General features: G+C 38.2%; 17 protein-coding genes and 1 pseudogene. 10 read left to right on the top strand and 8 right to left on the bottom strand.

Annotated features, from left to right (window positions below):
- The first annotated feature begins 32 nt into the window (after window positions 1-32).
- The 3 genes from QWY88_RS02895 to lpdA are packed head-to-tail and all read left to right on the top strand — an operon-like array spanning window position 33 to window position 3,013.
- Complete coding sequence (locus tag QWY88_RS02895) at window positions 33-824, top strand: lipoate--protein ligase family protein (protein WP_304543866.1); 792 nt, start codon at window positions 33-35, stop codon at window positions 822-824.
- Window positions 808-1,671 carry a lipoyl synthase gene (lipA, locus tag QWY88_RS02900; protein WP_304543868.1) on the top strand — a complete coding sequence of 288 codons (864 nt, stop codon included), beginning with the start codon at window positions 808-810 and terminating at the stop codon, window positions 1,669-1,671. Before QWY88_RS02895 ends, lipA begins: the two co-directional genes overlap by 17 nt.
- A complete protein-coding gene (lpdA, locus tag QWY88_RS02905) occupies window positions 1,664-3,013 on the top strand; it encodes a dihydrolipoyl dehydrogenase (protein ID WP_304543870.1) in 1,350 nt (449 codons plus the stop codon). The genes lipA and lpdA overlap by 8 nt, the downstream gene beginning before the upstream one ends.
- Here lpdA and QWY88_RS02910 read toward each other — a convergent pair.
- The 7 genes and pseudogenes from QWY88_RS02910 to QWY88_RS11650 all read right to left on the bottom strand — a co-directional run.
- Window positions 2,997-3,239, bottom strand: coding sequence for an acyl carrier protein (locus tag QWY88_RS02910; protein ID WP_304543873.1), 243 nt, complete (start codon window positions 3,237-3,239; stop codon window positions 2,997-2,999). The genes lpdA and QWY88_RS02910 overlap by 17 nt on opposite strands.
- Window positions 3,236-4,465: a dihydrolipoamide acetyltransferase family protein gene (locus QWY88_RS02915; RefSeq protein ID WP_304543875.1), complete on the bottom strand. Its 1,230-nt coding sequence runs from the start codon at window positions 4,463-4,465 to the stop codon at window positions 3,236-3,238. The genes QWY88_RS02910 and QWY88_RS02915 overlap by 4 nt, the downstream gene beginning before the upstream one ends.
- A complete protein-coding gene (locus tag QWY88_RS02920) occupies window positions 4,462-5,442 on the bottom strand; it encodes an alpha-ketoacid dehydrogenase subunit beta (RefSeq protein WP_304543877.1) in 981 nt (326 codons plus the stop codon). Before QWY88_RS02920 ends, QWY88_RS02915 begins: the two co-directional genes overlap by 4 nt.
- Window positions 5,435-6,409, bottom strand: coding sequence for a pyruvate dehydrogenase (acetyl-transferring) E1 component subunit alpha (gene pdhA / locus QWY88_RS02925; protein WP_304543879.1), 975 nt, complete (start codon window positions 6,407-6,409; stop codon window positions 5,435-5,437). The genes QWY88_RS02920 and pdhA overlap by 8 nt, the downstream gene beginning before the upstream one ends.
- Before the next feature lie 90 nt (window positions 6,410-6,499).
- Window positions 6,500-8,254, bottom strand: coding sequence for an acetate--CoA ligase (gene acsA / locus QWY88_RS02930; protein WP_304543881.1), 1,755 nt, complete (start codon window positions 8,252-8,254; stop codon window positions 6,500-6,502).
- A gap of 126 nt (window positions 8,255-8,380) precedes the next feature.
- Complete coding sequence (locus QWY88_RS11645) at window positions 8,381-8,767, bottom strand: CZB domain-containing protein (RefSeq protein ID WP_369811210.1); 387 nt, start codon at window positions 8,765-8,767, stop codon at window positions 8,381-8,383.
- Between the two features lie 15 nt (window positions 8,768-8,782).
- Window positions 8,783-9,043, bottom strand: a pseudogene (locus QWY88_RS11650) (methyl-accepting chemotaxis protein); the annotation flags it as partial.
- A 545-nt stretch (window positions 9,044-9,588) separates the two neighbouring features.
- Between QWY88_RS11650 and QWY88_RS02940 the strand changes: the two are divergent.
- Complete coding sequence (locus QWY88_RS02940) at window positions 9,589-10,299, top strand: DNA alkylation repair protein (RefSeq protein ID WP_304543885.1); 711 nt, start codon at window positions 9,589-9,591, stop codon at window positions 10,297-10,299.
- 23 nt (window positions 10,300-10,322) lie between these two features.
- Here QWY88_RS02940 and QWY88_RS02945 read toward each other — a convergent pair whose 3' ends face one another.
- Entirely contained in the window at window positions 10,323-10,508 is a 186-nt protein-coding gene (locus QWY88_RS02945) for a hypothetical protein (RefSeq protein ID WP_304543887.1), read from the bottom strand.
- Window positions 10,509-10,590: 82 nt separating this feature from the next.
- Between QWY88_RS02945 and flgA the strand changes: the two genes are divergently transcribed.
- From flgA to speA, 6 genes are all read left to right on the top strand, one after another.
- Window positions 10,591-11,484, top strand: a complete 894-nt coding sequence (flgA, locus tag QWY88_RS02950) for a flagellar basal body P-ring formation chaperone FlgA (RefSeq protein ID WP_304543889.1) — start codon at window positions 10,591-10,593, stop codon at window positions 11,482-11,484.
- Window positions 11,481-11,999, top strand: coding sequence for a UbiX family flavin prenyltransferase (locus tag QWY88_RS02955; protein WP_304543891.1), 519 nt, complete (start codon window positions 11,481-11,483; stop codon window positions 11,997-11,999). The genes flgA and QWY88_RS02955 overlap by 4 nt, the downstream gene beginning before the upstream one ends.
- Before the next feature lie 3 nt (window positions 12,000-12,002).
- Window positions 12,003-12,494, top strand: a complete 492-nt coding sequence (gene coaD, locus QWY88_RS02960; protein WP_304543893.1) for a pantetheine-phosphate adenylyltransferase — start codon at window positions 12,003-12,005, stop codon at window positions 12,492-12,494.
- Complete coding sequence (gene tmk, locus QWY88_RS02965) at window positions 12,479-13,054, top strand: dTMP kinase (RefSeq protein WP_304543896.1); 576 nt, start codon at window positions 12,479-12,481, stop codon at window positions 13,052-13,054. The genes coaD and tmk overlap by 16 nt, the downstream gene beginning before the upstream one ends.
- Before the next feature lie 73 nt (window positions 13,055-13,127).
- Window positions 13,128-14,342, top strand: coding sequence for a histidine--tRNA ligase (gene hisS / locus QWY88_RS02970; protein ID WP_304543898.1), 1,215 nt, complete (start codon window positions 13,128-13,130; stop codon window positions 14,340-14,342).
- Complete coding sequence (gene speA / locus QWY88_RS02975; protein ID WP_304543900.1) at window positions 14,343-16,172, top strand: biosynthetic arginine decarboxylase; 1,830 nt, start codon at window positions 14,343-14,345, stop codon at window positions 16,170-16,172.
- Window positions 16,173-16,179 lie beyond the last annotated feature (7 nt).

The raw sequence follows: 16,179 nt of genomic DNA on the forward strand, positions 1-16,179 counted from the left end.
TTTCACCTTAATGCATTATAATACTCGGTAATATGAAAACCATTATACAAAAAATTCGTTTATTAGATACCACTGCAGCAAATGCTTCATACAATATGGCCGTAGATGAGGCACTACTACAAAGCTCCATAGAGAGTAATACTCCTGTTTTAAGAATATACGAGTGGAAAAATGCATTGAGTTTTGGACGTTTTAACAATATAAACGATACTCTGAATCTTAAAATGGTGGAGGCTAAAAATATCTCTTATGCACGGCGCCTAACGGGTGGCGGGGTGCTAGTTCACGGAGGGGATATATCTTATTCGTTAATAATACCGCAAAGCGTAGTAAGCGCTCTTGGTGTCAAGGAGAGTTACAGATACCTTTGCAGTTTTTTGCTTAACTTTTATAAAAAATTAGGCTTGGATGCCAAGTTTGCCCAAGATGCAAATCTAAGTATCTCAAAGTCCAACATTTGCACCGCTTCCAATGAGCCTTACGATATCACTATAGATGGAAAAAAGATTGGCGGTAACGCGCAAAGATACAGTAAAAACACTCTTTTTCAACACGGCTCAATTCCACTCACTATAGATACGAAACTTTTTGAAAAGCTCTTTTTAGAAGATCCGAAACTAGGAGATATAAATACATTGGAAAAGCTTGATATATTTTCAAGTAAAGATGAATTAAAAAAACTAATGATACACTCGTTTATAGAAAGTTTTAATTCGGAACTTATACCGGATCGATTTAGTGAGCAAGAACTACACCTAATAAATGAGTTGCAAAAGAGAAAATATGACACTTATAGTTGGAATATAGATGCAGTACACGTTTAAAAGAAAGCCGGAGTGGCTGAGAAAAAAGATCAATTTTAGTATCAATAAAGAGTTGGAATCGCTTCTAGAGGAACATAACATAAGTACAGTATGTCAAGAAGCGATGTGCCCCAATATTAGTGAGTGTTTCTCAAAAAAGCAGGCCACTTTTTTCATTATGGGTACGGAGTGCACGCGACGATGCAGTTTTTGTGCAGTCGATAAGGGGCATCCAAAACCTCTAGATAGCAACGAGCCTCAAAACATTGCTCAAGCAGTAAAGATTATGGGCTTAAAACACGTAGTGATTACAAGCCCCACCCGTGATGATCTCTCCGACGGGGGAGCACTGCACTTTTGTAAAACCGTACAGGCAATTAAAGAACTGGACAACTCCATCGTCGTTGAGATACTGATCCCCGATCTACAAGGTGACAGTGAAGCTCTTAAAAAAGTTGCAAACTGCGGTGCAGACATAATTGCTCATAACATTGAAACGATCTCCAGACTCTACCACATTCGAAAAGGTGCTTCATATAACCGCTCACTGGATGTACTAAAAATGTTAAAAGAGTACAATCCAAAAATAGCTACAAAAAGCGGGATCATGGTTGGCCTCGGTGAAAAACGCGAGGAGATTTTAGAGTTGATGCAACACCTCTTAGATGTAGGATGTCAATACTTCAGCATCGGACAGTATCTCCAACCAAGCCAAAAACATGAAAATATAGTAGAATATGTAGAACCAAACGAGTTTGAAGCACTTAAGATCATTGGGCTTGATATGGGGTTTAGATATATACAAAGCTCTCCGTATACAAGAAGTAGTTATATGGCACATCAATATCTGGAGCAGCAAAATGGATAGATATGAAGTAGTAATAATCGGAGCAGGCCCGGGAGGCTATCAGGCAGCATTAGAGCTTGGAAAAGCAGGTAAAAAAGTATTACTGATCGACAAAGAAAAAAAGAAGATCGGCGGAACCTGCTTAAATGTCGGATGTATCCCTACGAAAAACTATCTTCATAATGCCGAATTTATATCTAAAATAGAGCATTTTATAGACTCCGGTGTAGATCTTCAATACGGAGGACTCGATCTAGGACGCTTGCAAACAAAGACCACTGCACTTATAGATGAGATTAGAGGCGGTGTGGTATGGATGCTTGACCAAGCAAGTGTTGCACTGCTTTACGGGGAAGCAACATTTGTCGATCATCAAACCATCCAAGTTGATGACAAAACAATAGAGTTTGAAAAATGTATTATAGCTACTGGTTCAAAACCAAGAGAGTTAAAACTTTTACCGTTTGACTCCAAACAGATCATCTCAAGCAACGATATCTTTACCCTCGAAGCACTTCCAAAGTCTATTACGATAGTTGGAAGCGGTGCCATAGGGTGTGAAGCGGCATCTTTTTTCAATGCATTTGGTGTAAAAGTAACACTTCTAAGCAGAGGTGAGATGATACTCTCTAAAGAGGATATAGATGTTGCCAAGGCTCTTAAACGTGTATTTAAAAGAGAAGGGATTAATCTAATAGACTCTGCTGTAATAGAGAGTGTAATAAAAAAAGATGATGGCGTTGAACTTATTGTTCGAGCGCAAGAGAATGAACAGGTACTAAAGAGTGATCTTGTTTTAAGCGTGAGCGGGCGAATACCCAATACTGCCGAGTTAAATTTAGAAGATGCAGAGGTTCAACTTGATTCCAAAGGTTTTATAGAGATAAATGAAGCATTTCAAACGACAAATAGTAATATCTACGCCGTGGGTGATTGCATAAACACACCCGGACTTGCACATACAGCTTACAAAGAGGGGAAAATCACCGCTTACAACATTATAAATTCTGATTCAAAACCAAATATACACATATCACCATCTACTGTCTATACAAATCCGCAAGTGGCAAGCTGCGGTTTAAAAGAGAGCGATGCATACAATGAAGCGGTTGATATAGAGGTAAAAAAAGTATATTTCAAAGCAAATGCAAAAGCAAAAATCTTAGGCGACGATTCCGGCTTTGCAAAAGTTATACTCTCCAAAACAGACGGTACCATTTTAGGTGCGGCTATTATTGGTGTAGAAGCTACGGAGATCATCCATGAGCTTGTATTTGCCGTAGAGAAAAAACTCACCATAGATGAGCTAAGAGATGTAATTCATGCCCATCCAAGCGTGTCGGAGATTATAAGTTATCTATAAAATAGTTCGCCATATCTTCAACTGAACCCACTTTTGCATAATCAGCTTCAGGAACTTCAACACCTGTCTTTTCATGCATAGCAGTTAAGATCTTTAAAAAATCAAAAGAATCTATCTCTAGCGAGCGTTGTATATTTTCATTAAACTCTATCTCATCCTCTTCAACATCGGGTGCAATCTCAAGTATCTCTTTTACGATCATATTTTGTAACTCTTCTTTATTCATAATAACTCCTTTGGATTTTGTAAAACATTATTTAATTTATCTAAAAACTTTGCACCGACTCTGCCGTCTGTTGCGCGGTGATCCCCAGCTAGTGTCGCCTGCATCACTTTTCTTACACAAAGTGCATCCCCTTCGGCCCAAGGAGCATCTTTTATGATACCAAATCCAATCACTGCAACTTGCGGCGGGTATATTACGCCAAATACGCTGTCAACTCCCAAATCTCCTAAGTTTGTAATCGTAATTGTCTGAGCCATCAATTCACTCGAACGCAGTTTACCTGCACGAGTCCTTGTTATTAAATTACTCAGCGAATCCATAGTATCATTCAAGTTCATAATATCTGCATTTAAAAGTGCCGGTGTTATCAAACCGCCTTTTCTTAGAGCTATAGCAATTCCGGGATGGATCGCTTTACTTATGTGCAGTTCCTCTTCATGCCAAAAACCGTTTAACTCGGGCACCTCTTGTAAAGCCAATGCCACTGCACGTATCAACATAGCAATAGGGAGTATTCTCTCTTTGATACTTCTTTGCTTATTCAACTCTTCCAAATACTCTAAAGCAGGAGTCATATTTATAGAAGTTGAAAGATAGTAGTGTGGTATCTCGGCATTTGATTTGCTCATAGCTGCTGCTATAGCTTGACGCATACCCTCTTTAGTATCTTTGGTTTCACTCTTTTTCTTCTCTTGAGGTTTTTCCTCTTTAACAACCACTTTTACCTCTTGTGGATTTAAAGCCTCTAACTGAGCAAGCTGAATAACACCATCTATTGGCGTTATCGTTGAAATGTCTATACCTAACTCCTCAGCTCTTTTTCTAGCTGCGGGTGAGATTTTCAGTTCTCTGCTTTGAACCTTTACAACAGGTTCCTCTTGAGGTTCTAACTTCACTTCCTTTTTAGGCTCTAGCTCCTCTTGTTGTATCACCTCTTTTGGCGGTTCAACCTCTACTTTTTCTTCTACTTTTACCTCTACACTCTCATTTGCATCTGAAGCTATTATCGCTAATGGGGTGCCAACCTTACATTCGGTCTCCTCCTCCACCAAAAGCTTTTCAACTATGCCGTCTTCAAAAACCTCTATCTCTATAACACCTTTAGAGGTTTCAACTTCGGCTATCACATCTCCTTTGCTAACTTTGTCACCCTCTTTTACATGCCACTCCATTAAAATGGCGGACTCCATATCGGCACCGAGACTCGGCATTACAAATTCACTCATGATACACCTACCATTTTTTTAACAGTTTCAACTATTTTGTCCGCCTGTGGCAACGCCGCATCCTCTAAATGTTTGGCATAAGGAAGCGGTACCTCTGCCGTACATACTCTAGCCATAGGAGCATCAAGTTCATAAAAAGCCTGCTCGTTAATGCGAGCCATAATCTCGGCAGATAAACTTCCGCTCTTCCAACCCTCATCTACTATAACGACTCTGTGTGTCTTAGCGATTGAAGCCATAATAGTCTCATCATCCAATGGACGAAGTGAACGCAAATCTATCACCTCTGCATTAATTCCCTCTTCTGCCAAAGTTTGGGCAGCTTCAAGTGACTTAAAGAGGCTTATTCCATATGTAAGGATAGTTACATCTTTGCCTTCTTTTTCTATTTTTGCTTTACCTATAGGAAGCGGTTTTGCACTTGTATCAAGCTCACCCTTATCATTATAAAGGAGTGCATTTTCAAATACAAGTACAGGGTTGGGGTCTTTGAGTGCTAAACCGACCATATCGTATGCATCTTGAACGGTAGCCGGAGTTAAGATCTTTAAACCGGGAATATGTGCGAACCAGCCTTCAAGCGAGTGTGAATGCTGAGCTCCAAGCTGTTTGCCCCCACCTGTTGCCATACGTATAACTAAAGGAACATTGAACTGTCCACCCGACATATGTAAAAGTGTTGCAGCATTATTCATTATCTGATCAAGTGCTAAAAGGCTGAAGTTCACTGTCATAATCTCTACAATCGGGCGCATGCCGTTTAATGCTGCACCGATTCCCGCACCCGTAAATGTAGATTCACTAAGCGGAGTATCTATAATCCTTTGCTCACCAAACTTCTCTAGAAGCCCCATGCTTACAGCATAACATCCACCGTAATGTCCGACATCTTCACCCATTAAAAATACTCGCTCATCACTACTCATAGCATCATCTATAGCAGCTCTTACAGCCTCGCGATACGTTGTCTCAGCCATTACTCACCTCCGAGTATACAAACTTCTCTAAATCCTCTATCGGTTCCAATTCTGAGTTTTCTGCAAACTCTACAGCTTCATCTATAACGTTTTGTATATCTGCCTCTATCGCTTTAAGATCAAGGTCAGACCATAATCCTGCATCTTTTAATCTTTCTTCAAAAACAACCAAAGGACCTTTTTCTTTCCACTCTTTTACTTCCGCTTTCTCACGGTAAAGTTCTGCATCAAACATAGAATGGGCACGAAAACGGTAGGTTAAACACTCCAAAAAAACAGGTTTGGAAGTCTCTTTTATATCTTCTACCGCACGCGTAGCAGCTTTAGCGACCTTTACAACATCCATCCCGTCAATCTGTTTTGCATGGATGTTGTAAGACTCGGCTTTTTTATAGATATCTGTTTGAGATTCCGTATATCGCAAAGCAGTCCCCATAGCATATTGGTTATTCTCACATACAAAGAGTATAGGCAACTCCCATAAAGCGGCAAGGTTAAGCGATTCATGGAACTCACCCTCTGCAACTGCACCGTCACCAAAGATAGCTACGGTAACTCTTTTTCTATTTTGCATCTTATCAGCCAGTGCCATTCCGACAGCTAAAGGAAGACCGCCACCAACTATGGCACTCCCACCGTAAAATCTGCTTTTAGCATCAAAAAGGTGCATAGAACCACCGCGTCCACGTGAACATCCATCCACTTTTCCATAAAGTTCAGCCATCACACTCTTAGCGCTTATTCCACGCACCAATGCATGACCGTGTTCTCTGTATGTTGCCAGAATTGCATCATCTTCACTAAGGGCATCTGCAAGGCCGACAGCGACCGCTTCTTCTCCAATATAAAGATGTAAAAAACCTCGTATCTTTTGTGCTGAGTAAAGCTCTACACACTTCTCTTCAAAACGGCGGATCAGCAACATTTTTGAGTAAAACTCTTTTGCTTTTTCTATAGTTAGGTTCATATAAATTCCTTTTAGTAACACAGTGCAAACTTGTCTCTTCTCCGGCTATATTTTAGCAGCGCTAAAATATGCTCGTCAAAGAAGTTTCTACTACTCTACTTCCAAAGTGGAAGTGTCGCCCTCCGGTAATCCCATCTCTCTGGCTTTAAGCAAGCGTCTCATAATTTTACCGCTTCTTGTTTTTGGCAGATTCTCTTGAAACTCTATCTCTTTAGGGGCTACTGCAGCTCCCAGCTTTTTACGTCCGAAACCTATAAGTTCCCGTTTAAGGTCCTCACTAGGCTCATAACCCGATTTTAGAGATACAAACGCTTTTACAAGCTGACCTATCATCTCATCGGGCTTACCTATAACTCCCGCTTCGGCAACGGCTTCATGCTCCATTAAAGCACTCTCAACCTCAAAAGGTCCCACCATATGCCCCGATGTTTTTATGATATCATCAGCACGTCCGACAAACCAGAAGTAGCCGTCTTCATCTTTGTAGGCTAAATCACCGGAGATATACCAACCGTCTTTAAAACATTTATCGTATTTTTCCTGATTATGCAGATACATTCTAAACATAGAAGGCCAGCCCGCTTTTAATGCCAAGTCCCCCTCAACATTCGGCTCTGTAACTTCTGTAACACTTCCGTCGTCGTTTTGACGCAAAATTGTGGCAGTAATGCCGGGCAACGGTCTTCCCATGGAACCGGGACGGATAGTCTGAGATGCATAGTTTGAAATCATAATGCCACCTGTTTCACTCTGCCACCAGTTATCGTGTATGGGTAAATTGAGTTTTTCATTCCCCCACACTACTGCTTCAGGGTTTAAAGGCTCACCTACACTCAAAATCAAACGAAGGTGAGATAAGTTGTACTCTTTTAAAGGCTCATTATCAATTCTCATAAGTCTTCTGATTGCCGTGGGTGCCGTGTACCATATACTCACCTTTTCATCTTGCAGTATCTTATACCATCTTGTGGCATCAAACTCCGCCTCATCTACAATATTTGTAACCCCGTGTATCCACGGAGTAATAATTCCGTAAGAGGTTCCTGTAACCCAGCCCGGATCGGCTGTACACCAGTAAATATCATCTTCATGTAGATCAAGTGCATATTTTCCGCTCATGTAGTGGGTATATACAGCTTTGTGAACATGAACAACACCCTTTGGCATTCCGGTAGTACCGCTTGTAAAATGGAGAACTGACATATCTTCTTCATCCGTATCAGCAATTACAAACTCCTCAGATGCGCTCTCCATCAATTTGTTATATGACAATACCTTCTCGTTCTCATGCTCGTTTGCATCGAAAAGGATTATATATTGAAGTTCTGGAAGTTTGTCTAGAATAGGGATGAGTTTCTTTTTGTAGAGTTTTTGTGTAGTTAAAATTAGTTTGGCATCACCGCTGCTTAAACGCTGGAGTATCGGTTCAGGGCCAAACTGGGAAAAGAGTGGACACATGACGTTTTGATTTTTCAGTATCCCTATGGCTGAGATATAGAGTTCGCTTTTTCGGGTTGAGAGTGTAAATACCCGCTCCCCTTTTGCTATACCTAAAGTTTTTAAAACATTTGCAAACTTTGCGCTGGATCTTTTTATCTCGAGATAGGAGAAAGTTTTCCTCTCCCCCTCTTCAGAAAGCCATATCAGTGCAGTTTTATCTTTGTTTTTACCTTCGGCATGTCGGTCTATAGCTTCATAGGCTATATTCAATCCGCCGCCGGGAAAATAATCAAACTCTTTTGCGAGCTCGCTCCAGTCAAACTTTGCATATTCTTGTTCATAATCAAGAAGATTGGGCTTGAGAGGCAACGAATCTATATCTTTTGTAATCCACGTACTATCCATATCAGATCCCTTATTTTACAAGTATCTCTAAATAACAGTTTTATGTATGATAGCACATAATATAAAAAATTGATAATAATTTTTTTTAATATAATGCAGGAGTTTTTAAAGAGCCTGCACAAAGGTTTATTGATGAGTACTTACAAATGCACTGTAAAGCTCTTCAAAACCTTTTTCACTAGAATGTTCAACAGATTTCATTGTCTCTACCGCTTTATCATAGTTTTTCTCTTTCCATAAACCTATAGCTTCTTTGATCGAGTTATGAACATTTGCATGATGCGTCGATACGCTGCTGATCACATTTGGTGCATTTTTGATCTGTTCTTTGTTTTCATCAAACCATTTACCAAATACACAACTATGTTCATCACCTATAGTTGGGGTATCTCCGTTAATAAAGGCATTGTACCCTAGAAGTTTCAGCAGGATATGGTCAAGTTTACCGTTTCCGATACCAATCTCATGAGTGATGTTAGAAGTTATTTCAGAAATTCTTTGTGAATTACGGATAACAAAATCGAGCTCTTCAAAAAATGCCGAGAGTGTTTCCGTCATCTGATTTGTATTTTCTCTGAATAGTTCAGAGATATCTTGGATATCAGATGTATTTTGTTTGAGCTGGCTAATGCTTATCTCAACCTCTTGCGTCGCTTTTTGTGTACGCTCGGCAAGTTTTCTAACTTCATCTGCAACTACGGCAAAACCGCGTCCATGTTCACCCGCACGTGCAGCTTCAATAGCAGCGTTTAATGCAAGTAGATTTGTTTGATCAGAGATATCTTTGATCAGATTGATTATCTCGCCGATAGATGTCACACTGTTGTTAAGCGATGATGCTCCGTTGTCTAAGTTTACAGCCTCTTGCGCAATTTGGTCAATAGACTCATTGATCGAGTTCCCCTCTTTTTGCACAGTCTCTATTCTATGGCTTGTTCTTCCGTTTAGTTCACCCGCTTCATCAAGTGCATCTACAGACGATTGTAAAATATTTCTAACAAAGCCGACACCGCTTTTATATGAAAGTAAAAGCATTTGAATAATATCGTTACGAGCATCACCCTCTTTTGAAACTGTTAGAGTACTTGCAGTCTGCTCTTTTTGTGCAAGTAAAGCTTTAAGTTCGCTCACCTCTTCTTTAAGTCTGTCATTCTCGCTTTGCAGCTGTTGTACTTTTATTTTTTCTTGATCACAATTACTAAAAAATCCCACGTAAGATCTCCATATATTTTATTACTTGGGTATATGATATATAAATAACCATTAATCCACTCTTTAGTCAATAATCCCTAAAATATGAGAAGTTATAACTATTTCAAATTTTAGGTGCTCAAATGTTTGAACAAATATCTTCAGAACTTCAACACTATATCGATAAAACATATCAAAAGAGTTATAAAGGTTTTTTCAAAACTAAAAAAGGTGAATATAGTGCTGAGGATATTTTCTTGGGCATTAGAGTCCCAGAACTTCGCAAATCTGTGAGAAAGTACTTTCAAACACTTTCATTTGAAGATATAAAAAAATTTTTGTATTCCCCCTATCATGAGTACAGACTTTTTGCTCTTTTGGTTTTAGTTGCCAAGTATCAACACAAAAACAGTTCAGTCAAAACACAACAACAGATCTATAACTTTTATGTCGAAAATATTGGGCAAGTTAACAATTGGGATTTGGTTGATGTTACAACTTCACACATCATCGGGGATTATCTTTTTGATAAAGACAAATCACCTCTTTACAATTTTGCAAATTCAGATAATCTCTGGCAAAAAAGAGTTGCTATCGTCAGTACCTTTTATTTTATCAAACGGGGTGCTTATGAAGATACATTGAAAATTGCAGATATACTTTTAGACGATACTCACGATCTCATCCATAAAGCAGTCGGCTGGGCTATTAGAAATGTTGGAAATGAAGATATGCAGGTTATGATAAAGTATCTACAACCGCGCTACAAAACTATGCCGAGAACGACACTTCGTTACGCAATTGAGAAATTAGATAAAGAGATACAACAAAAATATCTCAAAGGATTAATATAAAATAGTATATAGTACTTTATATACTACTGAGAAATTACATTGTCGAAATAAAACGCAATATTGATTAATACTCCGCCAACTAAAGAAACAATAGCCAATTCATTGGTAGTTAAATCGACTAACGATAAGTTTTCTAACGCCATTAGGCATAAAAACATGACGAACGAAAAACCAAACCATAAAGCAACAATACCAAAAAACTTTCTCATATATTTCTCCTTCTCTTTTCACTATATTATCACAATCATTTATAAAAGATGCTAGAATATTATAAATCTTTTTAAAAATAGGATGTTTCACTCAATAACTATGTATATTAAAACCATTTTTCTATTACTTTTTGCACTACAACTCTCCGCATTGGAACTGCAAAGAAACTACTTTATCAAAGAGGACGATATAAAGCTCTCACATATCATAACCAGTGTAGAGGGGTCTGAGGACCGTATACTTTTTTCACTCTTAAATGACAGACACATCAAAAGAGTAACTGCCAAAAAACTTATAAGCACTTTGAAAAAACTCGGCTATAAAGATATCCACTCAAAATATCCGTATATACAGTTTAATAAAATAAGCCCTATAGATACGACAAAAATCGAAGAGTATGTAACAGAGCACTATAAAAATAAGTATAACGGTATTCTTATCAAAGAGGTGCAGGTATATCCTCGTACATTTATGGAGCAAATGCCTAAAAACTATACGTTAGTAGAGATGCGTTCACGGGAACATCTTTCAAATGATGGTGTCGTAGCAATTAAAACGGATCAAAATAAAAAAATATTTTTCAATTACAGAATCAAAGCGTATGTAAATATCTTTGTATTAAAAAATGATCTTCAAAGAGATGGGGAGTTATCTACACTAAACACGATAAAAAATAGTATAATTCTAGACAAATTTAGGGCGATGCCGGTTCAAACTATTGAAAACGGTACCTTAGAGCTCAAACATACAATGAAAAAAGGGCAACTCTTAACTCTGCGTGATGTTGAGCCCCTTGCTTTGATCAAACGGGATTCTTCTGTTAATGTCACCTTGCAAAATGGTTCCATTGTGATCTCATTTAGTGCCCGAGCACTTCAAGACGGCAGAAAAGGTGATCTTATCTTTGTTGAGAATGACAAAGGGAAAAAGATCAAAGTAGTTGTTGTAGGAAAAAACAAGGCAAAAGTGAAATGAAAATAGTAGTCGCAACAAGCGGAGCAAGCGGAGTAAATCTCGGATTAAAAACTCTAGAGTTACTTCCCGATGAAATTGAAAAACATTTTATTATGAGTGAAAACTCAAAAACCGTACTCCAAAAAGAGCAAAACATTACCTACCATGACAATGCAGATATCTCCGCAAGTGTTGCTTCGGGCTCTTTTGGGGTAGATGCCATGATCATAGCGCCTTGCAGTATGAACACATTGGCAAAAATTGCATGCGGGATCAGTGACAACCTCATTACACGATGTGCAGCAGTTATGATTAAAGAGCAAAAAAAGCTCATTTTAGCACCTCGCGAAATACCTTTTTCGGCAATAGCACTAGAAAATATGCATAAACTTGCATCTTTGGGGATTATAATAGCACCGCCTGTAATGGCATACTACTCAGAACAGCAAACTTTAGATGATATGGAGAACTTCGTGATCGGAAAATGGTTCGATCTCCTAGGCATTGAAAATAACTTATACAAACGATGGGAATAATATATGAATAAAATTGCACTATATCCTGGAACATTTGATCCGATTACAAATGGACACTATGATATTATCGAACGTGCTAAGAACTTATTTGATGAAGTAGTCATTGCAGTTGCAGTTTCAGTTGATAAAAAACCGATGTTTACGTTAGAAGAGCGTATAGAGATGGCAGAAGCTGCTACAAAACACTTAGAGGGTGTACGCGTTGTAGGTTTTGACAATCTTACAGTTGAGCTTGCAAACGAGCATAATGCAAAAGTGCTTATTAGAGGGCTGAGAGCCGTAAGTGACTTTGAGTATGAACTGCAATTAGGTTATTTGAACAACTCTCTTGATGATACAATCGAGACGGTGTACTTAATGCCTAAACTCAAACATGCATTTGTAAGTTCTTCAATTGTGCGAAACCTTTTAAAATTCAACGGAAAAACAGAACATCTTTTACCGCCTGAGGTTCAAAAGATTATTGGGGGTATGAACTCATGTACATTGCCATAGAGGGGATCGACACTGCAGGAAAAAGCACACAGATAGCGGCTCTTGCAAATAACTTTCCCGATGCCGTAATCACAAAAGAACCCGGTGCTACAGAATTGGGTAAAGAGATAAGAGAACTTGTTTTATCGGCTCGCGCAAAAAGCAAAAAAGCGGAATTTCTACTCTTTTTAGCCGATCGTGCGGAGCATTTAAAAGAGGTGATCGAGCCAAATATAGACACAAAGATGATCATCTCCGATCGCAGTGCAATCAGCGGTGTGGCATATGCATTGATTCACGGTGAGATAGCAGAAAACGAACTTGTATCTCTAAACAATTTTGCAACAAACAACACTTACCCCCAAAAAGTTTTTTTACTCAAACTCACAAAAGAGGAGCTTGAGTTCAGACTCTCTCAAAAAGAGCTTGACGGTATAGAACTTCGCGGCAGTGAATACCTTCTTGGAATCCAAGATGCGATCATAAAAGCGGCGGAACTTTTAAACATCGATCTCATTACGATCGATGCGACACAAAGCATAGAGAGTATTACGGAAGAAATATTAACTAATATCAATTAGTATAAAATATTTTATAAAGATAAAAATGGTATCCTTTCATACTTTTTTATAACACCAATTAGCAAGGCAAAAAATGATTAAATCTCTTCGTGGAATGAATGATATTTTAAATGATGACGAGTATAAAAGATACACTTACTTTTTAAAAACGGCAACTCAAGTTGCTACTCGTTACGGATTTCATTTTATTGAAACACCGATATTAGAAGAAACAGCACTTTTTAAACGTTCTGTTGGTGAGTCTAGTGACATTGTCGGTAAAGAGATGTATCAGTTTACGGATAAAGGTGAAAACGATGTTTGTATGCGTCCAGAAGGAACTGCAGGTGTTGTTCGTGCTTTTATTCAAAATAAACTTGATCGTGCCGGCGGGATTCACAGATATTTTTACCATGGACCAATGTTTCGTTATGAAAGACCGCAAAAAGGTCGTTTAAGACAATTCCACCAGTTTGGATGTGAAAGCTTCGGTGTGGACTCTGTTTATGAAGATGCTACGATCATTATGATGGTAAGTGATATTTTAAAAGAACTCGGTATCGGGTACCGCTTACAACTAAACTCTTTAGGTGATCACAACTGTATGCCTGAATACCGTCAAAATCTGATAGGCTTTATTGAAAGTGTTGAAGATGAGATTTGTGAAGATTGTGTAAGAAGAAAATCGACAAACCCTATTCGTGTACTTGACTGTAAGAACGATAAATGTAAATCTCTTTATGTCAAAGCTCCAAGACTGATCGATTCTTTATGTGAAACTTGTGAAAGTGACTTTGAACAACTCAAAAAGATCTTAGATAAAAGCGGCATCGAATACGAGATCGATACAAACCTTGTTCGCGGATTAGATTACTACTCTAAAACAGCATTTGAGTTTGTAAGCGACAATATCGGATCTCAGAGTGCAATTGCAGGTGGTGGTAGATACGACAGACTTGTAGAGTTCTTAGACGGGCGCCCTACTCCTGCAGTTGGTTTTGCAATGGGGATCGAAAGACTTTTAGAGCTCATCGAGATGCCAGAAGAAAAACGCAGCGGTTACTACATCGGTGCTATGGATGATGAAGCTGTTGAACTTGTACTTAACATTACACATAAGAAAAGAGCTACAAAACAAGTTACTTGTGAATATAAAACTAAAAACCTGAAAAACCACCTCAAAGGTGCAGACAAAGTAAATGCAAGATTTTGTTGTGTAATCGGTACTGATGAGATGCAAAACGGTACTATATGGGTGAAAGATTTAGAAACTAAAACGGAAGAGACAATTAAACTAGAGGACTTCTAATTGAAAAATTTCGGTATTGACATCTGGTCAAATAAAAACTTTTTAATCGAAAACGGTGAGATCAAACTCAACTACAAATCTATGCCTTCATTGTATGAAATCATAAATGATATTCGTGAAAAAAATGTTAAGGGACCTACATTACTCAGGTTCCCACATCTTATTAAAAAGCAAATTACAACTCTTTATAATTACTTTGAAAAAGCGATTAAGGACAATAACTATCAAGGAAAGTTTCAAGCAGTTTTTCCTCTCAAAGTAAATCAGTTTCCGGCTGTTGTAGAAGCTATTACTCTTAAAGGCGAAGAGTACAACTACGGCCTTGAAGCGGGAAGTAAGGCTGAACTCATCCTAGCAATGGCAAAAACTCCAAAAGAAGCCAATATCACTGTGAACGGTTTCAAAGATGAGGAGATGATCACACTAGGTTTTATGGCTGCACAAAGCGGTCACAAAATCACTATTACGATAGAAGGACTGAATGAACTTGAAACGATCATAGAAGTTGCTAAAAAATCAACACTTAAAGTTCCAAATATCGGTATTCGTATACGTCTTCACAGTGCCGGCAGCGGCATCTGGGCAAAAAGTGGCGGTATGGATGCAAAATTTGGTCTTACTTCTACTGAAATTTTGGAAGCTGTCAAACTTTTAAAAGAAGCCGATCTACTTGATAGTTTAAGTATGATCCACTTTCATATCGGTTCACAAATGGCAGATATCGCTCCATTGAAAAAAGCATTACGTGAAGCTGGACATATATATGCCGAACTGAAAATGATGGGTGCTAACGGTTTAAAAAACATCAATATTGGTGGTGGACTTGCTGTTGAATATGATCAACATGAAACTTCATGCACACGCAACTATTCTATAGATGAATTCTCAAGTTCTGTTGTATTTCTTATTGGTGAAATCATGAACTCTAAAGGGGTTGAACACCCTGATATTTTCACAGAATCCGGACGTTTCATTGTAGCTTCCCATGCAGTTTTAATTACCCCTGTACTTGAACTTTTTTCTCAAGATTATCAAGAAAAATCTTTAGAATTCAAAGAGTTAAATCCACCTCTTGTTGAAGAGCTTATAGAGCTGAATCGTCTTTTAACTAATGCGAACTGTATAGAGTATCTTCACGATGCACTTGATCATATGGAATCTCTTTTTACACTTTTTGATCTCGGTTATATCGACTTACAAGACAGATCAAATGCAGAGATTTTAGTGCATAACATTATCAAAAAAGCGCTTTATCTGAAATCTTCTAATCCTACAAACGAGTTAGAGCAGCTACAAAACCAGCTTCAGGAACGCTACCTTATCAATGCATCTATCTTCCAATCTTTACCGGATTATTGGGGTCTGGGGCAATATTTTCCTGTAATGCCGATCCATCATCTCAATACTCCGCCGCTTCGTGCTGCATCACTTTGGGACATTACATGTGACAGTGACGGTGAGATAGAGTTTAATCCTGAGCGTCCACTCTACCTTCATGATATTAATATAGATGAAGATGATTATTTTTTAGCATTTTTCAATGTCGGGGCATATCAAGAGACTTTAGGGATGCAACATAATCTCTTTACAAAACCTAATGAATACACAGTAGAGATTGATGATAACGGATATAAAATTATTAATGAGATAGAATCAAAAAATATCCTTGATATCCTCGATGATATCGGTTATGACAAAGAAGAAATTTTAAAGAAACTTAAAACTGATCTAGAAAGTAGTAGTTTTATTACAGAAAAAGAAAAAAGTGATACACTATCGAAGCTAGAGATATATTTAAATCAAAACGGCTATTTAAGAACTACAAACTAAGGTATTT

The organism is Sulfurimonas sp. hsl 1-7, from assembly GCF_030577135.1.
Classification (GTDB): domain Bacteria; phylum Campylobacterota; class Campylobacteria; order Campylobacterales; family Sulfurimonadaceae; genus Sulfurimonas; species Sulfurimonas microaerophilus.